Below are 23,160 nucleotides of genomic sequence, written 5' to 3'. Positions count from 1 at the left end.
TCCCCACCCATGTATTGACACCCACGACTCACTGTCGGCCAAACCCCTTGCCAATTCGCTAACTGCTGCATTTTCTTAAAACTTCTGGCCCTGCGGCAGAGTCTTCTGCGCTTGCAAATGACGTGAGCCGCCGCATATTCTCGGGTGTCGGGTTGGGAGAGCATCATGGCGATCGAAACGGTGGGTGTGGTCGGCGCGGGCCAGATGGGCAACGGTATTGCACATGTCTTCGCTTTGGCGGGCTATGATGTGCTGTTGAACGATATCAGCGAAGCCAGCCTGAATCATGCGATCGAGGTCATTGACCGCAATCTGGAACGGCAGGTCAGCCGCGGCAAGATCGCCGCAGAGATCAAGGCTGCGGCCCTTGCCCGGATCCGCACCACCCTCTCCATCGAGGAAATCGGCCAGACCGATCTGGTGATCGAGGCTGCGACCGAAAACGAGACGGTGAAGCAGAAAATCTTCGCCGCGGTTCAGCCGCATCTGAAACCGACCACGATCCTGACATCGAATACCTCGTCGATCTCAATCACCCGGCTCGCCTCGCGCACCGACCGACCGGAAAAGTTCATGGGCTTCCACTTCATGAACCCTGTGCCGGTGATGCAATTGGTGGAGTTGATCCGGGGGATCGCCACCGACAAGGACACCTATGACGCGCTGCATGAGGTGGTGAAGCGCCTTGGCAAGACCGCCGCCTCCGCCGAGGATTTTCCGGCATTCATCGTGAACCGCATCCTGATTCCGATGATCAATGAGGCGGTCTATACCCTCTATGAAGGGGTGGGTTCGGTAAAAAGTATCGATGAATCGCTGAAACTTGGTGCCAATCATCCGATGGGGCCGCTGGAGCTTGCGGATTTCATCGGCCTCGATACCTGCCTTGCCATCATGAATGTGCTCTATGATGGGCTGGCAGATACCAAATATCGCCCCTGCCCCTTGTTGACCAAATATGTCGAGGCAGGGTGGCTGGGCCGCAAAAGCGGCCGCGGCTTCTATGATTACCGCGGCGAGGTGCCGGTGCCGACGCGTTAATCGCGTCCAAGCGAAAGGGTATGCGCGCGCAGCCAGGCCAGAAAGCCGCGCGGGTTCCCTTCCCATTTGTCCAGATCACTGACGGCAATCGGCTGGCCGATAAAGGGGCGCTGCGGCTTGAACAGTGCCCGACGGATCTCGAACAGCAGCAGGCCCTGCCGCAGCGTATCGGACAGTTTATTCGCGATCAGGAAAGCGCGACTGTTCTGGCCAGGAAAGCGCATCGGCACGATGGTCGCGCCCGAGGTGCGGACAATCTTGTGGGTGAACACGTTCCACTCTGCCTCGATCGCCGGGCCGAACCAGCTCTCTGACATCGCGACCTTACCCGCCGGGAACAGGATGATCAGCCCGCCGCGCTTCAGATGCGCCATGGTGTCATTGCGCATACGCAGGCCCAATTCGCGGGCATTGTCCTCATGCGGGAACGGCACCGGGATCATGAACTCTTCGATTTCCGGGATGCCGGTCAGCAGCGATCGGGTCAGGATCTTGAAGTCGGGACGCACGCGGGCGACGATCTCGGCCATCACCATGCCGTCCACCAGGCCATGGGGGTGGTTGGCCACCACGACCACCGGCCCGGTTGCAGGAATGCGCGCGATCTCTTCCGCCGGGGTCTGGATGTCGATCCCCATGGTGCGGATCGCTTTGGGCCAAAACGGCACACCGAAAGGGGCACCGGATTTCTCGAATTTACGGATCAGCCGCAGCAGCGTGATCTTGGCGGTCAGCCATTCGATGGCACGAATGGTGCCTGCCTTGAACGGATTGGTGAAGGTGCCAGCATAGGAGAGACGGCGCATGTCATATGCGCGGGCCGGGATCGGCGGCGGTGTATCCTCCACAATCGGCCTACTGTTCTTCGCCAAAACGGTTGGCAACCAGTTGTGCCAGCGCCTCAGCCAGCTCCGTCGCCTGCGTGCCGCTCACGCTCACATCGATATGGGTCCCGCGCGAGGCCCCCAGCATCAGAAGGCCCATGATGGAATCGCCGGACACGGTCATACCATCCTTTTCCACCTCGGCCGAGGCATCAAAGCCCTCAACGCATTCGACGAACTTCGCCGATGCCCGGGCGTGCAGCCCCTTTTCATTCACGATCTGCAGACGACGCGTCGTCATTTCGCCTCCTCCTCGTCCGGCGGCGCGTCGCCGCCAAGGTCAAGGCTGTTGATGTATTTCCGCCCTGCATCCAACGCGAGACCGACGGCCTCTGCCAGCGGCAAATCGCGGGATTTGGCCAGTTTGATCAGCATCGGCAAATTGGCGCCGTAAAGAATGCGCCGGTTGCGCGAGGCGCAGGCGGGCAGCGACAGATTGGAGGGCGAGCCGCCAAACATATCGGTCACCACGACCACACCCTGTCCGCGATCCACCGCATCCGCAGCGGCAGCGATCTCGGCCGATTTGGCGGCGCGGTCATGTTCGTCCTCGATCGAGATCGCGGACATCGTCTCCTGACGACCGACCACATGTTCGACAGCGGACATATATTCCCGCGCCAAACCGCCATGCGCAACGATCACGATGCCGATCAAACCCTGATCACCCAGTTGCAGAAGGTCGGTTTGCGGCCGACCTGCGTTCAAGTTCCCTATGCCGTTTTGACACCGACCAGCCCGCTTCTGCAAGCGCATTGCCGATAATTTCTGCAACTGCGACAGAGCGATGTTGCCCCCCTGTGCAGCCGAACCCGATGGAGAGGTGTGATTTCCCCTCGGCCTTATGGGCCGGAAGCAGAAAAAGCAGAAGCCCTCGCAACCTTTGCGAGAACTCCGCAAAGCGCGGATCGCCAGTGACATAATCCGAAACCGCCGAATCGCGACCATCCAGGTTGCGCAGATCGGGCACCCAATGCGGGTTGTTCAGAAAGCGGCAATCGAAGGTCATATCTAGGCCACGCGGCACGCCACGCTTGAAGCTGAAGCTTTGGATCGAGACTGACAGGCCGGGCCCGGCCTCTTGCCCGAACCATTCGGCAATCTGCGCGGTCAGATCATGGGGCGACATCTCGGTCGTGTCGACCAGATGGTCGGCCCGCACCCGGATCGGTGCCAGAAGATCGATCTCGCGCGCGATGGCCTCGGCGGGCGATTCCTCCACGGCCAGAGGGTGACGCCTCCGGGTTTCATTGAAACGCCGGATCAGCTCATCTGCCGCGCAATCCAGATACAGCAGTGACAGCGAGATGCGGGGGTCCAGTGTCAGCAGGTCCACCAGTTCAATCAAGCCATTCGCGCTGAAATCGCGGTTGCGCACGTCCAGGCCAAGTGCAATCGGGCGGCCCAAAGGCGGTCCGTTCACCAGGTGGCCGATCAGGCTGAGCGGCAGATTGTCGATGGTCTCATAGCCAAGATCCTCCAGCGCCTGAATGGAGGTGGAGCGACCGGCCCCCGAAGGTCCGGTGACCAGAACAAGTTCCTGCGTCCTGACGATGGATATGCTTGCCATCCCCGATCAATCCCGCCGACCGCCGCGCAGATATTGCGCAAGCCCAATGGAAAGATGCGGCAGCGACTTGCCAAGAACAAGGGGCAAGCGGCAGGCAAGCAGACTGATTTCACGCCGCGGCGGCAAGCGGTCGGGTTCGGTCTGGTCCAGATCGACCACCAGATGCAGGCGTGCCTGTGGCAGAGGCGTCGCCCCCAACAGGCCGATGCCGCGCGCTTCGACCATCCCGCTGAGCGCTGCAGGCGCGCAGGCGATCAGCGCGTCGCCGTCGCGCGCCACCACCACCCGGTCATCCGCCACAAGCTGCGCGCCCATGGCCATCAGGGCAAGCGCCAGCGTTGACTTGCCCGCGCCAGACGATCCCAGGATCAACAGGCCGTTCCCATTCAGCGCGACACAGCTGCCATGAAGGATCAACGATGCGCTGTCGGCTGTCACACCGGCAGGCCAACGATGAAGCGTGCGCCCAGCGGTTCCGAGGTGATATCGGCATGGGTCGGACGGATGTTTTCGGCCCAGATCACGCCGCCATGCGCCTCGACGATCTGTTTTGAAATCGCAAGGCCCAGGCCGGAATGATTGCCGAAATCGACCTGCGGGCGTTCGGAGTAGAAGCGCTTGAACACCTTGGTCAAAGCCTGTTCCGGGATGCCGGGGCCGGTATCTTCCACCACGATCAGCACGCGATTCTCACGCCGCCGCGCCCAGACCCGGACGGCATCGCCCTCTTCACAGAAGGAAATCGCGTTGGTGATCAGATTGACGAAGACTTGTGCCAGTCGGCCCTCCAGCCCCCGGATGACGATTGGATCCTGGGGCAGATCGGTCACGAAATCGACGCCCTGTTCGGCGGCCTGCTGGCCCAGATATTCCGACAGATTGGCGAGGGTCTTGAGAAGATTGAACTCCTCCTCCTCCTCCTTCACCAGTTCACTGTCGAGACGCGAGGCGTTGGAGATGTCACTGACCAGCCGGTCCAGACGCCGCACATCGTGATCGATCACTTCCAGAAGCCGCGTGCGCTGATCGTCACGCTTGGCGAGATGCAGCGAGGCCACGGCCGAACGCAACGAGGCAAGCGGGTTCTTGATCTCATGCGCGACATCGGCCGCGAATTGTTCATTGGCATCAATGCGGTCGTAAAGAGCCGCGACCATGCCGCGCATCGCGACCGACAGGCGGCCGATCTCATCGGGGCGCGCCGTCAGATCCGGGATCCGCACCCGGCCCGGTGCAAGCTTGCGGGCATCGCGGTCGCGCCCAAGCTCGGCCGCTGCCGCCAGATCGCTGAGCGGATTGGCAATAGTCGATGCCAAGACAAGGCTCAGCCCGATCGAGACAAGCAGCGCGATCACGAACATCTGCAAGACCTGTTCGCGCTCATAACGCACCAGCCGATCAATCTCGCCCTCGGCAGAGGTCATGGCGATCACGCCGACGACCCGATCACCATCACGGATCGGGGTCGCGACAGAGAATACCGTGCGGCCCTCGGTATCACGCGCCGTGGCGATCGCGGTCTCGCCGCCCTGGGCGCGGGGCAGGATATTGCGGGCCAGCCGCTCACCATCGGGATGGGCCACTTCGCCGCCCTGCCCGCCAGACAGAATGCTCGAAACGCCATCCCATATCGCATTGAGGAAATCGGTGATCAGCGTGGCGCGCTCATCTTGCAAAGCCGGGCGCGCAGCCCCCTGCGCCATGGCTAGCATCTGCCCGCCCAGATCAAACACCCGCACTTCAACGCCCGGGCCAAGGGCAGCCGTTTGCAACGTTGTCACCGCATCGGCGACGCCGCCGGTCTCATCCAGTTGCGCCTCGAAAATGCCGGCCACCAGTTCTGCCTCGGTGATCAGCCCCTGCTCGCGCTGCAGGACCAGGCTGTCTCGGAACGGGTTCAGGAACAGCACCCCGGCCACCATGACGACGATGGCCATCATGTTGAAGATGACGATCTTGCGCGCCAGCGGCGAATGGTTCAACGCCACAAGGCCGCGACGGGACTGCCCGGAACGCAGCTCCTGCTCGGCCAGCGCCTCGGGGCTGACCCAATCCTCGCCAAGAACCACCTCGCCCCTGCGGGCAGGCTCGGCAGAGTCCGGTCTGATGCGCTGCGCCACGGTCATTCAGCCGTTATCACTCTTCGTTGTAGCGATAGCCAATGCCATACAGCGTCTCGATGGCCGAGAAATCCTCGTCCGCCGTCCGCATCTTCTTGCGCAACCGCTTGATATGGCTGTCAATGGTGCGGTCATCGACATAGACCTGATCATCATAGGCCACATCCATCAACTGGTCGCGGCTTTTCACGATGCCCGGACGCTGCGCGAGGGCCTGCAGCAGCAGGAACTCGGTCACGGTGAGCGAGACATCGACCCCTTTCCAGCTGACCGAATGGCGCAGCGGATCCATGCGCAGCTGACCGCGCTCCATGATCTTGGTTTCTTCGGTCACCGCCGTCTCGCCCGAGGTCACAGCCTCCTGGCGGCGCAGCAGCGCCCGGATTCTCTCGACCAGCAGGCGTTGGCTGAACGGCTTCTTCACATAATCGTCGGCACCCATCCGCAGGCCAAGCACCTCGTCGATCTCATCATCCTTGGAGGTCAGGAAGATCACCGGCATCGAGGTCTTCTGGCGCAGGCGTTGCAACAAATCCATGCCGTCCATGCGGGGCATCTTGATGTCGAGCACGGCCATATCGGGCAGGCGGCGATTGAAGGCATCCAAAGCGGACTGGCCGTCGTTATAGGTATCCACCTCGAACCCCTCGGCCTCGAGCGTGATCGAAACTGACGTCAGAATATTCCTGTCGTCGTCCACAAGGGCGATCCTGGACATTTCCGATTTTCCTGTGCTGCTACTGCTCAATATTGTATTTTTCGAACATATTCCGGGTTCCTCGTTGAAATATCAACAGCTAACTGCGAATCACCTAGGCAGGCCCGCACCATCAGGTGCAAAATTTGCCAAGAAATGACTAATTTGTCTCACTGCACCGGCACATCGACATGCCCGCGCAACATGATTGCGCTAAACCTTCTCTGGTTGCGCTAACCTTTCAAAACGGCGCTGTTCCTACACGAAAATGGCGTGTTATAGGCGCTGTGTCGGCTCCATCGTCTGGAGTCCGGCCGGTAGTTTTTTGGCCCCCGACTGCCGACTTGAACCGTAAGACGCTGCGCCTGACGCGGCACCGGAGAGCAAGCACATGACGCACGGACGCGTGAACCCCCGCCACACCCTCGAAACCCAGGGCATCAGCGGTCTGGGCAACGTCTATTACAACGATATCGAACCCGCGCTTGTCGAAGCGGCCGTTCGTCGTGGCGAGGGGCGTCTTGGTCGCGGCGGGGCGTTCCTCTGCACCACCGGCCAGTTTACCGGCCGGTCGCCAAAGGACAAATTCGTGGTCCGCACCCCTGCCGTCGAAGATTCGATCTGGTGGGAAAACAATGCGCCCATGTCGTCCGAAGCCTTTGATCTGCTTCATGCCGACATGCTGACACATATGAAGGGCCGCGACTATTTCGTGCAGGATCTCTATGCCGGTGCCGATCCGGAGCACCGCCTGGATGTGCGCGTCGTGACCGAACTGGCATGGCACGGCCTGTTCATCCGCCATCTGCTGCGCCGCCCGGCGCGCGAGGAGCTGGACAGCTTTGCTCCGGAATTCACCATCATCAACTGCCCCAGCTTCAAGGCTGATCCGGCCAAGCATGGCTGCCGCACCGAGACAGTTATCGCGCTGAACTTCGACAAGAAGGTCATCCTGATCGCCAATACCGAATATGCGGGCGAGAACAAGAAGTCGGTCTTCACACTGCTGAACTACATCCTGCCCGCCAAGGGCGTGATGCCGATGCATTGTTCCGCCAACCACGCCATCGGAAATCCCGACGACGCGGCGGTGTTCTTCGGCCTGTCGGGCACCGGCAAGACCACGCTTTCCGCCGACCCGTCGCGCATCCTGATCGGCGATGACGAACATGGCTGGTCCGACAAGGGCAGCTTCAACTTCGAGGGTGGCTGCTACGCCAAGACGATCAACCTGTCGGCCGAGGCCGAGCCGGAGATCTATGGCACCACCTCGCGTTTCGGCACCGTGATCGAAAACATGGTCTATAACCCCGAAACGCTGGAGCTGGACTTCGACGATGCCAGCCTGACGCAGAACATGCGTTGCGCCTACCCGCTCGATTACATCTCCAACGCCTCGGCGACCGGCCTTGGTGGTCAGCCCAAGAATGTGATCATGCTGACCTGCGACGCATTCGGCGTGCTGCCGCCCATCGCACGTCTGACGCCCGCGCAGGCAATGTATCACTTCCTGTCCGGCTTCACCTCCAAGACCCCGGGCACTGAACGTGGCGTGACCGAGCCGACCCCGACCTTCTCCACCTGCTTCGGCGCGCCCTTCATGCCGCGCCGCCCCGAAGTTTATGGCAAGCTGCTGCAGGAAAAGATCGCGCAAACCGGCGCCGAATGCTGGCTGGTGAATACCGGCTGGACTGGTGGCAAACATGGCGTGGGCAAGCGGATGCCGATCAAGGCAACGCGCGCGCTGCTGACTGCGGCCCTCGACGGCTCGCTCTCGAAGGTCGAGTTCCGTAAGGACCCGAATTTCGGCTTTGAAGTGCCGGTCGCGGTGCCGGGCGTCGATGCGACCCTGCTGAACCCGCGCGAAACCTGGGCCGACAAGGCGGCCTATGACGCGCAGGCGCAGAAGCTGGTGAATATGTTCGCCGAGAATTTCGGTCAATATGTGCCCCATATCGACGCCGATGTGAAAGCGGCGGCGATCGGTTGATAAGCCCCCGGGGGCTTTGCCCCCGGATCCCCAGGATATTTGGGAACAGATGAGGATGCCTCGGGTTTCGGCCCGGGGCATTTTTCTTGTCTGCAGGATTGGAAGGCTAATCGCCACTCAGGCAGGTCATTTATGGAAAGATTTATCGCAACATATTGAATTTTTCTTGCGCTGCAGTTGCGAAGGGATTAGCAATTTTGCAGTTGCAGAATTCGAGGAATCGCCATGCCGCATGATGGTCAAGCCATGCCCGCCTCCCCCCTGCTGGCCGATCTGGAGGCGCTGACCAAGGCCGCGCTTCCCGAGATTGACGCCCTGTTCATCTCCGCCCGTGAGGCACTGCGCGCAAAGGTCAGCCGCGACGGCAAGATTTCCGCCGGGCTGCTGGAGCAGCATCAGTTTGCGGCGCATACGCTCAGCTGGCTTGCGACCTATACCGAAAGTCTGCGTCAGCTTTCCGCCTGGGCCGATCGGCTGCAAGCGGCAGGCAGCTTTGGCGCGATGGAGGCGCTGATCCTGCAGATCGGTTTTGGCGAGTATCTGGCCCAGATCGCGGGTGGCATTCCGATGTCACAGAACGAGACTGCGCGGCTGGCCGATCTGGATCAGACCTGGGCCCCGGGGCCGGAAGCTGCGGCGCTGATTGCGGGCGGCAACACGCCAGATGCCCGCGCGGCGCTGGTGGCGCGGATGCGCGACAATCATGGCCGCGCCACCTTTGGGGCCACAGGATTGGACGCAGAGCTGGAAATGATCCGCGATCAGTTCCGTCGCTTTGCGGATGAGCGTGTCATTCCCTTTGCGCATGACTGGCACCTCAAGGATGAGCTGATTCCGATGGAGATAATTGAATCGCTTGCCGAAATGGGGGTCTTCGGCCTGACCATCCCCGAAGAGTTCGGCGGCTTTGGCCTTTCCAAAGCATCGATGGTGGTGGTGTCGGAAGAACTGTCGCGCGGTTATATCGGTGTGGGCAGCCTTGGCACCCGCAGCGAGATCGCGGCCGAACTGATCCTGTGTGGCGGCACCGATGCGCAGAAGGCAGAATGGCTGCCCAAACTCGCCAGCGGCGAGATCCTGCCGACCGCCGTCTTCACCGAACCCAATACCGGATCCGATCTTGGCAGCCTGCGCACCCGCGCGGTGCGGGTTGGCGAAGATTGGGAAGTGACCGGCAACAAGACCTGGATCACCCATGCCGCGCGCACCCATGTGATGACCCTGCTGGCGCGCACCGAGGCGGACACCACCGACTGGCGCGGGCTGTCGATGTTTCTGGCGGAAAAGACTCCCGGCACAGATACCGACCCCTTCCCGACACCGGGCATGACCGGCGGCGAGATCGAGGTGCTGGGCTATCGAGGAATGAAGGAATACGAGCTGGGATTTGACGGGTTCAAGGTCAAGGGCGCGAACCTTCTGGGCGGCGTGCCGGGGCAAGGGTTCAAGCAGTTGATGCAAACCTTTGAATCGGCCCGCATCCAGACAGGTGCCCGGGCCATTGGTGTCGCGCAATCAGCGCTGGAAACCGGAATGCAATATGCCGAGGATCGCCAGCAGTTCGGCAAGGCGCTGATCGAGTTTCCCCGCATCGCGGGCAAGCTGGCTATGATGGCGGTCGAGGTGATGATCGCGCGGCAGCTGACCTATTTCAGCGCCTGGCAGAAGGACCACGACAAGCGCTGCGATCTGGAGGCTGGCATGGCCAAGCTGCTGGGCGCGCGCGTTGCCTGGGCCTGTGCCGACAATGCATTGCAGATCCATGGTGGCAATGGCTTCGCACTGGAATACCGGATCAGCCGCATCCTGTGCGATGCACGCATCCTCAACATCTTTGAAGGTGCCGCTGAAATTCAGGCACAGGTCATCGCCCGCCGCCTGCTGGACTGATCAACCTGGGTCGAGAGTGATCCGCCGGATGGCCCCCGGCGGATCTCACGCCCCGCCTCGGGATGGCCGCGCCGCACCGAGGCGGGGATGCAGACGCCCTGCGACCGTATAGGCCGCGGCAAAGGCCAAGCCGCTGGCGGCAAAGATCCCGGCAACCGGCGTCACCAGCAGAACGACCCAAGCGACGCCCGGGGACACCATGCCGGAGACATCACGGAAACTGGAGAACACCGCCGCCATCTCCACCCGCTCTGACGGCTTGACCGCCAGCATGAAGGGCAGGCCCCCGATCGCGTCCAGAAGCACAAGTCCCAGCGAGCCGAGCATCAGGCAGGCCACCGTCATCCAGGGCCAGCCCGAAAAAGCAGCCGCGCTCAGGAACAGCAAGGCGCAACCGGCAAGCGCCGCACGCACCGCCCGCCGCACCGAGGCGCGTTGCGACAGTTTCAGGATGAAGGGTGTGAAGAACAGCAAGGCATTGGAGATCGAAAGGGCGATCCCCCCGACCTTGTCGCCCAATCCCGCCTCGATGCAAAAGATCGGCAGATAGACGATATAGACCCACCAGCCGCTGCTGCGCACCACCGCGAACATCCAGCCTGCGATCAGCCGAGGCTGATGCAAGAAGCGGCTCAGATAGACCAGCGGGTTGATTGCCGGGGCCCGTGCCCTGGCAATCTGGCGCCCATTGCCCAACCGGAAATGCCAGAATGCCGCCAAAAGCGCGACCGCGAAGGCCGCCGCCAGCACGAAGGGCAGCGGCCACCACAGATCGCGCAGCCAGACCCCGGCCATCGGACCAATCGCCCAAGGAGCGGCGGCATAGAACATCTGCATACTTTGCAACCGCCCAAGATTGCCACGCGCGACATAGTCGAGCACATAAGCGTTGAAGCAGACAAAGCAGGTGGCAGTCGCAAAGATCATGGACAGCAGCGCGATCAGGGTGGGCACAGTTCCCCCAATCAGGGCCAGGCCCATGGCGAGCAGATAGAAGCCGCAGCCGAGACTATACATCCAGCGGCGCGGCACCAGTCGCGTCATGCCGGGCACGAGGAACCCCCAGACCATGGAGACCAGTCCCACCACAAAATAGGCGAGACTGACCAGACCCGGGTCTTGCAGAACCTCATACATCGCCAAAGGCATGACGGATATCAAAAGCCCCCGCACCGCCGCCTCGAGACCGGCCAAGGTCGCAAAGGCCTCAATCTTCGGCACGCTGGTGCGATGCACCTCCGGTAACGGATAAACCATGATGTCGCAGTCTCCCTGCCGCCATCATCGCGATGGCGGCCATCGGCGCTGCATCATGGCCGACATCCGGCGTCGTCTTTCGGCCAGCCGATCCAAACGCCTGCCCAATGGCTTGCCCATCACTGGCCGGTCGGCACGGTCAGCCCGCGTGATCCGCCTTCAACAGCGTCAGAAGTCGAGCTCGCGCCTCGGGAAATGGCCGCCCTTCCTCTGCCAGTTCGCGGCGCAAGAAATGTCCGGTGATCGCAAGGCCCTGCTGTAATTCCGACCCGATCAGCGGCCCCTGCCCGAGCAGCGCGGGTGGCAGAGGCAACAGCTTGTCCGCCCACTCCCCCGCCCCCGTGCGACTGACGGCCCGGCCACTTCGCGGGCTGACATAGGCCAGATCATCGCGGAGCCCAGTCACCGCACAACGGCTCAGGTCCAGACCAAAGCCGGTCTCTTCCAGCAGGAGCATCTCCCAACGCAGATAATCGGCGGCCCAGCCCTCGGCGACTTCAACCTGCTGCAACAGGGCCTGCGTCTGTCGGTAAAGCTGCGGATAGGCTGCGCGCTCGGGCAGCGTGAAACGCAGCATGGCACAGATGGCATTGAGCCCGGCCAGACGCAGATGGCTTTCCAGAACCGACGCCCGACTGTGCAGCGGCTCCACCACGAAGCTGCCCAGCTGGTCGTCCATACGCGCCCGCCATGTGACGGCAAGCTGACTTCCCGGCTGCAAGGTCGCTGCCATCTTGCGAGAGGCTCCGCCCCGAACCGCGCCCGCATGACGACCATGGAATGGAGTAAACACCTCGATCCGCGCCGAGGTCTCGCCCAAGGGACGGCTTGCGATCAATGTGCCTTCATCTTGCCACTCCATACCGCATTATCCGATGCGACCAGTCTGCGGGCAAGAGAAGAACAAAGCGTTAACAGGATCAATCGCTCAGGCCAGGTTGATCCAGAAGCGTGCGTCCGGCGCGATCCTCCAACTCGATCACCCAAAGATCGGGGTCAGAGCGACGCGCGCGCGCCACGGCCTGATCGACCTCGGCCTCGGCCCCTTCGGCAAAGGGCAGCCAGATCCGGCGATCCTCCAGCAGATCATAGCTGCGCTGAAAGGCACGCGCCCGACCGTCAAGGGTCGCGCATTTCACCAGCACGGCCCCCGCCGTCGCATCGCCCTTCGCCGTGATATAGACAGCGATATCCGCAAGCCGCAGCCGCGTCAGATAGGCGTCGACCCAAAGCCCGCTCGCGAGTCGCGCCACGGCTCAGTCGCCATCCTTGAAATCAAGTCCCATTTCGGAATAGCGGTCGGGCTCTTCCAACCAGTTCGGGCGCACCTTGACCTGGAGAAACAGATGCACAGGGCGATCCAGAAACTCGCTCAGATCAACCCGCGCAGCCAAGCCCACGGCCTTCACTGTCTCTCCCTTATGGCCCAGAACGATGCCCTTATGCCCATCGCGCGCGACATAGATGATCTGGTCGATCCGGGTGGAGCCGTCTGGGCGATCCTCCCATTTCTCGGTCTCGACGGTCAGCTGATAGGGCAATTCCTCGTGTAAACGAAGCGTCAACTTCTCGCGCGTAATCTCGGCGGCAATGATGCGCATCGGCAGATCGGCGATCTGATCCTCGGGGTAAAGCCACGGCCCCACAGGCAGTTCTCCGGCCAGCCAGGCGCGCAGCTTGTCGACCCCATAGCCTCGCTCGGCGGAGATCATGAAGGTTTCAACAAAAGGATAGGCCGTGTTCAGCTCTTGCGCCAATGCCAGCAGGTTTTCGGCCTTGATCCGGTCGATCTTGTTGATGGCCAGCGCCACCTTCTGGTTGGTCGCACGTTCCTTCAGCGCGTCCAGAATGTTCTGGACACCTTCGGTCAGGCCACGATGCGCCTCGATCATCAGCACAACGATATCGGCGTCTGCCGCCCCCCCCCGGCCGCCGCGACCATCGCACGATCGAGACGACGACGTGGCCGAAAAAGACCGGGCGTATCAACAAAGACGATCTGCGCGTCGCCCTCCAGACAGACGCCGCGAATACGCGCGCGCGTCGTTTGCACCTTGTGCGTGACGATGGAGACCTTGGCCCCGACCATGCGGTTCAACAGGGTGGACTTGCCTGCATTCGGCTCTCCGATCAGGGCCACGAAGCCCGCGCGTTGTTCAGCCATCAAGACCCTCCATCCGCGCCAGCAGCGCCTTGGCCGCGGCTTGCTCCGCCGCCCGTTTCGTTCCGGCGCGCGCTTGTTCCGCCTCGCCGCTATCCAGCCGCACTTCAACCGTGAAAACGGGCTGATGATCCGGGCCCTCACGCCCAAGCGCGGTATAAGTCGGCGGGGTCTGGCCGCGCGCCTGCGCCCATTCCTGCAAGGCGGTCTTGGCGTCGCGGGCATCAGATTCAACCGCACCGATCCGTTTGCCCCACAGCGAAAGGATCATTCGCCGCGCGGCCTCCAAGCCGGCATCGACATAGACGGCGGCAATCACCGCCTCCATCGCATCGCCCAACAGGGCTTCCTTGCGACGCCCACCCGACAACATTTCGGATCGCCCCAGCTTCAACACCTCGCCCAGCCCGATGCCGCGCGCGACATCGGCACAGGTTTCCTTGCGCACCAACGCATTGAAGCGGGGCGCAAGCTGGCCTTCCGCCGCAGATGTATCCGCACCAAGCAGCGTCTCCGACATGACGAGGCCCAGAACCCGGTCCCCAAGGAATTCCAGCCGCTGATTATCGGGCCGGGTCGGCGACGACAGCGAGGCATGGGTCAGCGCCTGGACAAGCAGTTCAGGATTGGCAAATTCATGCCCCAACTGGCGCTGAAAGGCCTGGAGATCGGCAGAGAGTTTCACTCGATCGCCTTGAAGAAACGATCCGACCGCCAGGTCCAGAAGAACAGCATGGATCGCCCGGCAGAGGAGAAAATGATACGATCCGCACGGCCGATCAGGTATTCGGCAGGTAGCATCCCCACCCCGCCCACGGCCTGACTGTAGCGGCTGTCGGTAGAGTTGTCGCGGTTGTCCCCCATGAAGAAGTAATGCCCCGGCGGCACGGTGAAGACATCGGTATTGTCCCCATAGCCGTTGGTATCGATGTTCAACACGTCATGCTGACGCCCGCCCGGCAAGGTCTCGATAAAGCGCGAGCGGGTGCAGATACCGCCCTGCCCCACCGGGCCGTTCTCGCATCGCGGCAAGCTGCCCATCGGGCCCTGCGGCTCGTAGACTTCCTCGAATTGCCCGTCCGGGGTCTGCGGCACTTCCTGCCCGTTCAGCCAGAGCACCCCGTTCTTCATCTGCACGGTATCGCCCGGCAGGCCGATCAGGCGCTTGATGAAATCGGAATTGTTCACCGGATGGCGGAACACCACGACATCGCCGCGCTCCGGCTCGGTGGAGAAGATGCGCCCGGTGATCGGGCAGGCCGCGAAGGGGCAGGAATATTTCGAATAGCCATAGGCCATCTTGTTCACGAACAGGAAGTCGCCGATGAGCAGCGTATCCTTCATCGATTCCGACGGAATCCAGAACGGCTGGAACAGCAAGGTGCGGAAGACACCGGCGATGACCAGCGCCCATGCAATCGTCTTGCCCCAATCGAGGATGCTGTCGCCCTGCTTGTCCTTGCTCGCCATTTTCGCCTCTCAGCCGGTTTTGCGGCTACATGCGCGCGGGGGCGCGCGGAGTCAAGTTTGGAAGGGGGGCTGCGGCACCGGGCGCGCCTCGATCACCACGAAAGCCTGCGCCCAAGGGTGATCATCGGTCAGGGTGACGTGAATGATCGCCTCATGCCCCGGCGGGGTCATTGATGCCAGACGCGCCGCCGCCCAGCCGGTCACATGCATCACCGGCTGGCCGGTAGCCAGATTGGTCACCGCCATGTCGCGCCAGCTGATCCCCATCCGCAACCCAGTGCCAAGCGCCTTGGAACAGGCCTCTTTCGCGGCCCAGCGTTTGGCATAGGTGGCCGCGATCAGCGGCGGCCGCGCCTCGGCCCGACGCTGCTCTGTGGGTGTGAAGACGCGATTGCGGAAACGGTCGCCATGCCGGTCCAGAACGGCGGCGATCCGTTCGATATTGGCCAGATCGCTGCCAATGCCAAGGATCATCGCGCCCGCCCTATGCCCGCGCTGCATCCATACGGCGGCGCATTTCCTCGATGGCGGGGCCAAGACCCAGATAGATCGCCTCACCGATCAGGAAATGCCCGATATTCAGTTCCTGCACCTCGGGGATCGCAGCAACAGGCGCCACATTCTCATAGGTCAGGCCATGGCCGGCATGGACTTCCAGCCCGAGGCTTGCGGCCAGCGTGGCACCCGCGCGCAGGGCGGCAAGTTCCGCATCCGCCTCGGCCGCGCGCCCTTCGGCATGAAGATCGGAATAGTGGCCGGTATGCAGTTCCACCACCGCCGCGCCGATCCGGGCCGAGGCCTCGATCTGGCGGGCGTCATGGCCGATGAACATGCTGACGCGGCACCCGGCCTCGCGCAGCGGCACCAGATAATCGCGCAGTCGCGCCTCGTCGCCCGCGACGTCAAGGCCACCTTCGGTCGTGCGCTCCTCGCGCCGCTCAGGCACCAGGCAGACGGCATGGGGGCGCAGCCGCAGCACAATCGCCTGCATCTCGGCGGTGGCCGCGCATTCAAAATTCAGCGGAATGCCGATCCCGGCCTTCAGCGCCTCCATATCGGCATCACGGATATGGCGGCGATCCTCACGCAGATGTGCGGTGATGCCATCTGCCCCGGCGGCCTCGGCCAGAAGGGCCGCGCGCAGCGGATCTGGCCAGACCGATCCCCGCGCGTTCCGCACGGTCGCCACATGGTCGATATTCACCCCAAGCCGCTGCTTCTGCATTGCCGATCTCCTGTCAATCGGCCCGACCTTACGGTGCGGCGGGCGGCTCGTCACCCCCTGATGAAGACCCTGATGCGGGGGTTGATGCAGCCGCTGCCGCCTCCTCACGCGCCTGCAGCCGGGCCCGCAAGGCACGCCGCCGCTCGGACCGTTCGTTGAACTTCGCGGCGCGCAGTTTCTGATAGGCATGAACCAGCGGAATGGTCATGTAATAGGTGGCGATGCTGGCCAGAACCCCCGGAATGATCGACCCGACCGTATAGGGCCAGAACAGATACCAGAAGAAATCGATCAGCTTGTCCCATTGCGCCACATCATGGGTTAAGATGGACAGGAAATTGTTCCAAAGCTGCCAGCCCGCATCGGTGAAGGCGTTCAGCACCTCGGTGAAGGTCAGCGGCCGCTCGATCCCCAGCATCCAGTGCCCAAGCTTGAGGCATCCCATGGCAAGGAATGGGGTGGTCAGCGGGTTGGAGATGAAGGTCGCCAGAAGCGCCGCGATGATATTGCCGCGCATGACCCAGGCAAGGCCCGCCGCCGACAGCATCTGCACCATATAGACCGGCGGAAAGTTTACGAAAGTGCCCGCAGCCACACCGCGCGCGATGCGATGCGGCTGATCCGGTAGTCTGCGCATCCTGTGCAACACATATTGCACCGCGCGACGGATCCCGCCCTTGGGATAGATGAGGTCGCGCGCCAGCTGCGCATATGTGCGCCTGTCGCGCCGTTTGAATACCACGTTCTTGGTCCCTGCCCGTCCATGCGTCCCTTAGGACTGGCGGTTTCGATCTCGATGCCGCGCGATCTGCGCCACATCGGTTTCCGCCTCCAAAGCTGTCATCACCATATGGAGATGTTCCAGATCACGCAAATCGACATCGATCACAAGTCGGTAAAAGTCCGGTTTACGATCAATGAAATTCAGATCCGAGATATTGGCCTTCTGCTCGCCGATCAAGGTGCAGATCCGGCCAAGCACGCCCGCGTCATTCGCAATGGTCAGTTCCAGGCTGACGGTATTGACCGCCGCGTGGCGCCCGGCCTGCCAGCGCAGATCGACCCAGCGTTCCGGCTGTTCCTCATACTCCGCAAGCGCGGGGCAATCGATGGCATGGGCCACAACGCCCTGGCCGCGATAGGTGATGCCCACGATCCGTTCACCCGGCACAGGCTGACAGCAACGCGCCCGGCTGAAATGCTGATCCGCAGAAAGCCCCAGAACCGGGCGTTGCGCATCCACCACCTCGGGTTTGGACACCTGAAGCTCGGGATAAAGCACCTCGATCACCTTGCGCGCGGCAAGTTCGGCGGAACCAAGCTGCGCCAGCAGCTCCATCTCATCGGGCAGGGCCAGCATCCGCGCTGCCGTGCGCAACGCCTTGTCGGTGGCTTTCTTGCCTGCATGGTCGAAGGCCGCACGGGCCAGTTCCTGCCCCAGCTTAATGAATCGTCCACGATCCTCTTCGCGCAGGCTGCGGCGGATCGCGGATTTCGCGCGCCCTGTCGCCACGATATCGATCCAGCTGGCCTGCGGGCGCTGACCTTCGGCGGTCAGGATCTCGACCGACTGGCCGTTCTTCAGCCGGGTCCAGAGCGGCACGCGAATGCCGTCCACCTTGGCAGAAACAGTGGAATTGCCGATGCGGGTATGGATCGCATAGGCGAAATCCAGCGGCGTCGCGCCGCGCGGCAATTGCATCACATCGCCCTTGGGGGTGAAGCAGAACACCTGATCGGTGTACATTTCCAGCTTCACATTCTCCATGAAATCGTCGGTGTCTTCCGCGCTAAGCCGCTCGTTCAGACTGGCGACCCATTTGACAGGATCCACCGCGAAAGGGTTCTGCACCCGCACGCCTTCACGGTAAGACCAATGCGCGGCCACGCCGGATTCGTTGACCTCATGCATCTGCCGGGTGCGGATCTGCACCTCCACCCGCTTGCCGTCACGTCCGGACACCGTGGTATGGATCGAGCGATAGCCATTCGATTTCGGCTGGCTGATGTAATCCTTGAACCGCCCCGGCACCGCGCGCCAGCGCGCATGAATGACGCCCAGAATGCGATAGCAATCGGCCACATTCGTGGTGATGACACGAAAACCATAGATGTCGGACAGGCGCGAGAAGGCCAGATCCTTCTCCTGCATCTTGCGCCAGACGCTATAGGGCTTTTTCGCACGGCCGTAGACATCGGCCTCGATCCCTGCCTTCTCCAGCTCGTGGCGGATATCTGCGGTGATCTTGTGCACCACATCGCCCGCCTCGCGTTGCAGCGTGATGAAGCGGCGGATGATCGAATTGCGCGCATCGGGATTGAGCACCCGGAAGGCAAGGTCTTCCAGCTCATCGCGCATCCATTGCATCCCCATGCGACCCGCGAGCGGTGCGAAGATCTCCATCGTCTCGCGCGCTTTCTGGGCCTGCTTGTCGGGGCGCATCGACTTGATGGTGCGCATATTGTGCAGCCGGTCTGCCAGCTTCACCAGAATCACGCGCAGGTCTTTCGACATGGCAACAAACAGCTTGCGGAAATTTTCCGCCTGCTTCGATTCGGTGGAGGTCAGCTGCAAATTGGTCAGCTTGGTGACACCATCGACCAGTTCCGCCACCTCCTCGCCGAATTCGCGGGCGACATCGGTATAGCTGGCCTTGGTGTCTTCGATAGTGTCATGCAACAACGCTGTGATGAGCGTTGCATCATCCAGCCGCTGTTCGGTCAGGATCGCCGCGACCGCCACGGGATGCGTGAAATAGGGCTCGCCCGATTTGCGGAACTGCCCTTCATGCATCTGCATCCCGTAGGCATAGGCCCGGCGGATCAGATCGGCATTGGTGCGCGGGTTGTAGTTGCGAACGAGCGCGACGAGGTCCTCGACATCAATCATGCCCCGCCGCCTGCCCTATCAGCGTTCGCCATTCGCTTCCATAAGGGCGCGCAACAGCTTTTCTTCCGACATGTCATCGGTGGCCGGACGGTCAACGGCATCGCCATTGCCCATCAGCAGCGCCATCTGATCGTCTTCGGGCTCATCGACCTCGATCTGGGTCTGATAGCTTTCGATCATGCGCTCGCGCAGATGGTCGGCGGACTGGGTTTCTTCCGCGATCTCGCGCAGGGCGACGACCGGGTTCTTGTCGTTGTCACGATCAACCGACAGCGGCGATCCAGCCTGGATCTCGCGCGCCCGATGGGCAGCAACCATCACCAGCTCGAACCGGTTGGGAACCTTGTCAACGCAATCTTCGACCGTCACACGGGCCATGGAGTTCTCCTAGCGGATGGCATGGAAACGCCTCCATACCGCCCGACAAGACTATTGACAAGGCCGGAATCCCATCCTTGCCCGCCAAACAGGCAATGTCACGCGGCTTTGACCAGGGGCTTCACCTCGTCCACCGCCTCCGGCGGCAGATCCGCCAGCATCTCGACCACGCTGCGGTGAAGAAGGGGGTGCCGCCAATCCGGTGCAACCTCTGCCAACGGCACCAGAACGAACGCACGATCCTGCAGGCGCGGATGTGGCAGGATCAGTTGATCGGGGGCAAGCCGCGCCTGATCCGCAGCGGCGAGCTCGCGCCATTGCCGATGCGTTTCGGCATCCGGCAGCACCGTGCTCCCCATCGCGATCAGATCGATATCCAAGCTGCGCCCGGCCCAGCGACTTTGCCGCGCGCGGCCATGCCTGGCCTCGATCCGATGCAGTGCGCTGAGAACGGCCTCGGCCGACATGCCATCGGCCGACAGGACGGCGGCTGCATTCACATAGTCTGGGCCGGCCCCCGCCGGAAAGCACGGCGTTGCGTAATAGCGGCTGTGCCGCAGGACACCCAACCCCTCGGCGGCAAGGTCATCTGTGGCCATCTGCAATCGATTGCGCACAGAGACATCACCAAATGACAAATTCGCGCCAAAAGCGACAATAACGGGATTTTCAGACAGCATTGCCGGTGGCACTCTCTTAAGTATGGGTTGCGCAGTTTGACAGTGGATTGCTATCCAATCGCGTTCCGCAGGCGTTTTTTCAGGGTTCCACCACCCCCTGAATGCACGGCGCGGGGCGTATTTTGAGGGGACATGGAATGTTTTACAAGGACGAGCGCCTTGCGTTGTTCATAGACGGATCAAACCTTTACGCGGCCGCGAAGGCACTCGGGTTCGATATCGACTACAAACTTCTCCGCCAGGAGTTCATGCGTCGCGGCAAGCTGCTGCGCGCCTTCTACTATACGGCTTTGCTTGAAAATGATGAGTATTCGCCGATTCGCCCTCTGGTTGATTGGCTTCATTACAACGGTTTCACCATGGTGACAAAGCCCGCCAAGGAATATACCGACAGCCAGGGTCGCCGGAAGGTGAAGGGCAACATGGATATCGAGCTGACCGTGAACGCGATGGAACTCGCGCCGCGCCTCGATCATATCGTGCTGTTCTCGGGCGACGGCGATTTCCGCCCGCTGGTCGAAAGCCTGCAACGTCAGGGCGTTCGCGTTTCGGTTGTATCGACCATCCGTAGCCAGCCGCCGATGATCGCGGATGAACTGCGCCGTCAGGCCGACAACTTCATCGAACTGGACGAGCTGCGCGAAGTGATCGGCCGCCCGCCGCGCGAGCCACGGCTGGAGCGTGATGAGACGATGCCGCCGGTTCATGCAAAGTGAGATCCGGTCGGTCAGGATCAGGCCGGGCACTGTCTGCATGACGCGCCGCCCGGCCAGACCCTTTCGGATCGCAGCCAAGTCGAATCACCCAACCGCCCTGCCCATGGCCCAGTTCACCTGATGCTGGCATCCCTTGGCGGGCTGATGCTTGCAGCCTTTCTGGCCGCGACCCCGATCCCCATGCAATCCGAGGCGGTGTTCATCGCCCTGCAACTGGCTGGCACCGCGCCGGTCGGGCTGATGATCCTATGTGCGGGCCTCGCCAATACCGCAGGTTCGGTCGTGACATGGGCAAGCGGACGTGGCCTGCGCGCGATGGAGGGCAGGCTCCGCATCCCGCAAGCGCAGCTGGCGCGCGCCGAAACCTTCTACCGTCGCTGGGGACTTTGGACATTGCTGCTGAGTTGGGCACCCGGCGGCGATGTGATCTGTTTCATCGCGGGCGCGCTGCGCGTCCCGCTCTGGCAATTCGGGCTTGTCGTCGGCCTGGTCAAGACTGCCCGCTATGCCCTTGTCGCCGCCGCAACTGCCGGAATGACCGCTTGGCTCTGGACGTGAGCCGTCGGAACGCCTACCTCTGGCCCACGCGAACGAGGCCCCGGACATGACCCAAGCCCCCCCATTGACGCTTTATCTGGCTGCCCCGCGCGGCTTTTGCGCAGGTGTGGACCGCGCGATCAAGATCGTGGAAATGGCGCTGCAGAAATGGGGCGCCCCGGTCTATGTGCGGCACGAAATCGTGCACAACAAGTTTGTCGTCGACGGGCTGAAGGCGCTTGGCGCGATCTTCGTCGAGGAATTGGACGAAGTGCCCGATGATCGCCCGGTCATCTTCTCGGCGCATGGCGTGCCGAAATCGGTGCCACAGGCCGCACAGGCGCGCCAGATGGTCTTTGTCGATGCGACTTGCCCCTTGGTCTCCAAGGTGCATATCGAGGCCGAGCGCCATCATGAAAACGGCCTGCAGATGGTGATGATCGGCCATGCCGGCCACCCCGAAACCATCGGCACCATGGGGCAACTGCCGCCGGGCGAGGTTTTGTTGGTGGAAACGGTCGCCGATGTGGCCCATGTCACCCCCCGCGATCCCGAACGACTGGCCTTCATCACCCAGACCACCCTGTCGGTCGATGATACGGTGGAGATCGTGGCCGCGCTGAAGGCGCGTTTCCCGGCCATTATCGGGCCGCATAAGGAAGATATCTGCTACGCCACCACCAACCGTCAGGCGGCGGTGAAGGCGATCGCCCATAAGATCGACGCGCTTCTGGTGATCGGCGCGCCAAATTCCTCTAACTCGCGGCGCCTTGTCGAGGTGGGCCGCGCCAATGGCTGCAGCTATTCGCAACTGGTGCAGCGCGCCACGGATATCGACTGGCGCGCCCTGACCGGGATTCGCGCCATCGGCATCACCGCCGGGGCCAGCGCCCCGGAGGTGCTGGTCAACGAGGTGATCGATTCTTTCCGCAACCGCTTTGAAACCACCGTCGTGCCGGTCGAAACCGCGCAGGAAAACGTGGAATTCAAGGTGCCGCGCATCTTGCGCGTTGCGGAATGACGCCGGATGCGGCACCTGTCCGTTTGCCAAGGCCTTGCCTCAGCCACCCAAACCCCTAGTCTGCGGGTCTAACCGGAGGTTGCCATGACACCCGACTTGCTTTTGACATTCGCCGCTCTCTGCCTCGCCCCGGCCCTGCTTTGGGTGGCGCGGCCGGTGGCTGCATCGCAATCCGTGAAAGCTGTGCGGGGTCGCCGGGCATGATCCCGCGTGGCGCCGCCATTTTCGGCATTATCGGCATCGTGCCCTTTCTGGCCGGTGCATCTCTTGCGCGCTGGCCCATCGTCAACCCGACATTGACCGCGCTGGCCAAGGATGATTGGCTGCTGCTGCATTACGGCACAGTGATCCTTTGCTTCCTCAGCGGGGTGCTCTGGGGCTTTGCTACCCGCACCGAGGGGCGTGAGGCGGGCTTTGCCTATACATTCGCGGTGCTGCCCGCGATCTTTGCCGCAACCGCCCTGCTGCCGCTGCACCCCTACCGGGTCGAGGCGATGATCCTTGGCTATACCGCGACCCTGCTGATCGATTTCTGGTTCTGGAACGAAGGCATCGCCCCCATGTGGTGGATGCGCTTCCGCGCCATTCTGACCGTGGTGGTGCTGGCTTCGCTGACCTCGGCGCTGTAAGCCA

Annotated in this window: 25 protein-coding genes and 1 pseudogene; 7 read left to right on the top strand and 19 right to left on the bottom strand. The window is 62.2% G+C overall.

Going from position 1 to position 23,160, the window contains the following annotated elements:
- The first annotated feature begins 165 nt into the window (after positions 1-165).
- Complete coding sequence (locus tag GBJ34_RS00990) at positions 166-1,041, top strand: 3-hydroxybutyryl-CoA dehydrogenase (RefSeq protein ID WP_151717387.1); 876 nt, start codon at positions 166-168, stop codon at positions 1,039-1,041.
- Here GBJ34_RS00990 and GBJ34_RS00985 read toward each other — a convergent pair.
- The 7 genes from GBJ34_RS00985 to GBJ34_RS00955 are packed head-to-tail and all read right to left on the bottom strand — an operon-like array spanning position 1,038 to position 6,333.
- Positions 1,038-1,847 (bottom strand): lysophospholipid acyltransferase family protein, encoded by an 810-nt coding sequence (locus tag GBJ34_RS00985; RefSeq protein ID WP_151717386.1) that lies wholly within the window; start codon positions 1,845-1,847, stop codon positions 1,038-1,040. The genes GBJ34_RS00990 and GBJ34_RS00985 overlap by 4 nt on opposite strands.
- A gap of 49 nt (positions 1,848-1,896) precedes the next feature.
- Positions 1,897-2,166 carry an HPr family phosphocarrier protein gene (locus GBJ34_RS00980; protein WP_151717385.1) on the bottom strand — a complete coding sequence of 90 codons (270 nt, stop codon included), beginning with the start codon at positions 2,164-2,166 and terminating at the stop codon, positions 1,897-1,899.
- Positions 2,163-2,582, bottom strand: coding sequence for a PTS sugar transporter subunit IIA (locus tag GBJ34_RS00975; RefSeq protein ID WP_151717384.1), 420 nt, complete (start codon positions 2,580-2,582; stop codon positions 2,163-2,165). The genes GBJ34_RS00980 and GBJ34_RS00975 overlap by 4 nt, the downstream gene beginning before the upstream one ends.
- 7 nt (positions 2,583-2,589) lie before the next feature.
- Positions 2,590-3,495, bottom strand: a complete 906-nt coding sequence (gene rapZ, locus GBJ34_RS00970; protein ID WP_151717383.1) for an RNase adapter RapZ — start codon at positions 3,493-3,495, stop codon at positions 2,590-2,592.
- 6 nt (positions 3,496-3,501) lie between these two features.
- The gene (locus tag GBJ34_RS00965) at positions 3,502-3,933 is read right to left on the bottom strand and encodes an HPr kinase/phosphorylase (protein WP_318843215.1); all 432 of its coding nucleotides are present in this window, start codon (positions 3,931-3,933) and stop codon (positions 3,502-3,504) included.
- Entirely contained in the window at positions 3,930-5,621 is a 1,692-nt protein-coding gene (locus GBJ34_RS00960; protein ID WP_151717382.1) for a sensor histidine kinase, read from the bottom strand. The genes GBJ34_RS00965 and GBJ34_RS00960 overlap by 4 nt, the downstream gene beginning before the upstream one ends.
- A 10-nt stretch (positions 5,622-5,631) precedes the next feature.
- The gene (locus tag GBJ34_RS00955; protein ID WP_151717381.1) at positions 5,632-6,333 is read right to left on the bottom strand and encodes a response regulator transcription factor; all 702 of its coding nucleotides are present in this window, start codon (positions 6,331-6,333) and stop codon (positions 5,632-5,634) included.
- Positions 6,334-6,703: 370 nt separating this feature from the next.
- On the opposite strand from GBJ34_RS00955, the gene GBJ34_RS00950 reads away from it, so the two are divergent.
- Positions 6,704-8,302 carry a phosphoenolpyruvate carboxykinase gene (locus GBJ34_RS00950; protein WP_151717380.1) on the top strand — a complete coding sequence of 533 codons (1,599 nt, stop codon included), beginning with the start codon at positions 6,704-6,706 and terminating at the stop codon, positions 8,300-8,302.
- Positions 8,303-8,527: 225 nt separating this feature from the next.
- Positions 8,528-10,192: an acyl-CoA dehydrogenase family protein gene (locus tag GBJ34_RS00945; RefSeq protein ID WP_151717379.1), complete on the top strand. Its 1,665-nt coding sequence runs from the start codon at positions 8,528-8,530 to the stop codon at positions 10,190-10,192.
- A gap of 45 nt (positions 10,193-10,237) precedes the next feature.
- Here the strand turns inward: GBJ34_RS00945 and GBJ34_RS00940 are convergent, their stop codons facing one another.
- The 12 genes and pseudogenes from GBJ34_RS00940 to folK form a co-directional block, all read right to left on the bottom strand.
- Positions 10,238-11,449 carry an MFS transporter gene (locus GBJ34_RS00940; protein ID WP_151717378.1) on the bottom strand — a complete coding sequence of 404 codons (1,212 nt, stop codon included), beginning with the start codon at positions 11,447-11,449 and terminating at the stop codon, positions 10,238-10,240.
- Between the two features lie 139 nt (positions 11,450-11,588).
- Positions 11,589-12,311, bottom strand: a complete 723-nt coding sequence (recO, locus tag GBJ34_RS00935) for a DNA repair protein RecO (RefSeq protein WP_151717377.1) — start codon at positions 12,309-12,311, stop codon at positions 11,589-11,591.
- 58 nt (positions 12,312-12,369) lie between these two features.
- Positions 12,370-12,702 carry a DUF1491 family protein gene (locus tag GBJ34_RS00930; protein ID WP_151717376.1) on the bottom strand — a complete coding sequence of 111 codons (333 nt, stop codon included), beginning with the start codon at positions 12,700-12,702 and terminating at the stop codon, positions 12,370-12,372.
- 3 nt (positions 12,703-12,705) lie between these two features.
- Positions 12,706-13,613, bottom strand: a pseudogene (gene era, locus GBJ34_RS00925) (GTPase Era).
- The gene (gene rnc, locus GBJ34_RS00920; protein ID WP_151717375.1) at positions 13,606-14,295 is read right to left on the bottom strand and encodes a ribonuclease III; all 690 of its coding nucleotides are present in this window, start codon (positions 14,293-14,295) and stop codon (positions 13,606-13,608) included. The pseudogene era and the gene rnc overlap by 8 nt, the downstream one beginning before the upstream one ends.
- Positions 14,292-15,080, bottom strand: a complete 789-nt coding sequence (gene lepB, locus GBJ34_RS00915; protein ID WP_151717374.1) for a signal peptidase I — start codon at positions 15,078-15,080, stop codon at positions 14,292-14,294. Before lepB ends, rnc begins: the two co-directional genes overlap by 4 nt.
- Positions 15,081-15,131: 51 nt before the next feature.
- Positions 15,132-15,554, bottom strand: a complete 423-nt coding sequence (gene acpS, locus GBJ34_RS00910; RefSeq protein WP_151717373.1) for a holo-ACP synthase — start codon at positions 15,552-15,554, stop codon at positions 15,132-15,134.
- Positions 15,555-15,564: 10 nt separating this feature from the next.
- Positions 15,565-16,305 (bottom strand): pyridoxine 5'-phosphate synthase, encoded by a 741-nt coding sequence (locus tag GBJ34_RS00905; protein WP_151717372.1) that lies wholly within the window; start codon positions 16,303-16,305, stop codon positions 15,565-15,567.
- Positions 16,306-16,333: 28 nt separating this feature from the next.
- Positions 16,334-17,047 carry a DUF2062 domain-containing protein gene (locus GBJ34_RS00900; protein ID WP_151717371.1) on the bottom strand — a complete coding sequence of 238 codons (714 nt, stop codon included), beginning with the start codon at positions 17,045-17,047 and terminating at the stop codon, positions 16,334-16,336.
- 30 nt (positions 17,048-17,077) lie between these two features.
- Complete coding sequence (locus GBJ34_RS00895; protein WP_151717370.1) at positions 17,078-19,195, bottom strand: RelA/SpoT family protein; 2,118 nt, start codon at positions 19,193-19,195, stop codon at positions 17,078-17,080.
- Positions 19,196-19,213: 18 nt separating this feature from the next.
- Positions 19,214-19,573, bottom strand: coding sequence for a DNA-directed RNA polymerase subunit omega (gene rpoZ, locus GBJ34_RS00890; RefSeq protein WP_151717369.1), 360 nt, complete (start codon positions 19,571-19,573; stop codon positions 19,214-19,216).
- Between the two features lie 98 nt (positions 19,574-19,671).
- Entirely contained in the window at positions 19,672-20,253 is a 582-nt protein-coding gene (gene folK / locus GBJ34_RS00885) for a 2-amino-4-hydroxy-6-hydroxymethyldihydropteridine diphosphokinase (RefSeq protein WP_151717368.1), read from the bottom strand.
- Between the two features lie 137 nt (positions 20,254-20,390).
- Between folK and GBJ34_RS00880 the strand changes: the two genes are divergently transcribed.
- The 4 genes from GBJ34_RS00880 (at position 20,391) to GBJ34_RS00865 (ending at position 23,156) form a co-directional block, all read left to right on the top strand.
- Positions 20,391-20,969, top strand: coding sequence for a LabA-like NYN domain-containing protein (locus GBJ34_RS00880; RefSeq protein WP_151717367.1), 579 nt, complete (start codon positions 20,391-20,393; stop codon positions 20,967-20,969).
- A 120-nt stretch (positions 20,970-21,089) separates the two neighbouring features.
- Positions 21,090-21,527 (top strand): YqaA family protein, encoded by a 438-nt coding sequence (locus GBJ34_RS00875; RefSeq protein ID WP_151717366.1) that lies wholly within the window; start codon positions 21,090-21,092, stop codon positions 21,525-21,527.
- Positions 21,528-21,573: 46 nt separating this feature from the next.
- On the top strand, positions 21,574-22,527 hold the full coding sequence (gene ispH, locus GBJ34_RS00870; RefSeq protein WP_151717365.1) for a 4-hydroxy-3-methylbut-2-enyl diphosphate reductase: 954 nt from the start codon (positions 21,574-21,576) through the stop codon (positions 22,525-22,527).
- A gap of 200 nt (positions 22,528-22,727) precedes the next feature.
- Positions 22,728-23,156, top strand: coding sequence for a DUF3429 domain-containing protein (locus GBJ34_RS00865; RefSeq protein ID WP_151717364.1), 429 nt, complete (start codon positions 22,728-22,730; stop codon positions 23,154-23,156).
- Positions 23,157-23,160 lie beyond the last annotated feature (4 nt).

This window comes from Gemmobacter serpentinus (assembly GCF_008973825.1).
In the GTDB taxonomy this organism is placed as follows: Bacteria; Pseudomonadota; Alphaproteobacteria; order Rhodobacterales; family Rhodobacteraceae; genus Gemmobacter; species Gemmobacter serpentinus.
This window is presented reverse-complemented; position numbering and strand designations above follow the sequence as displayed.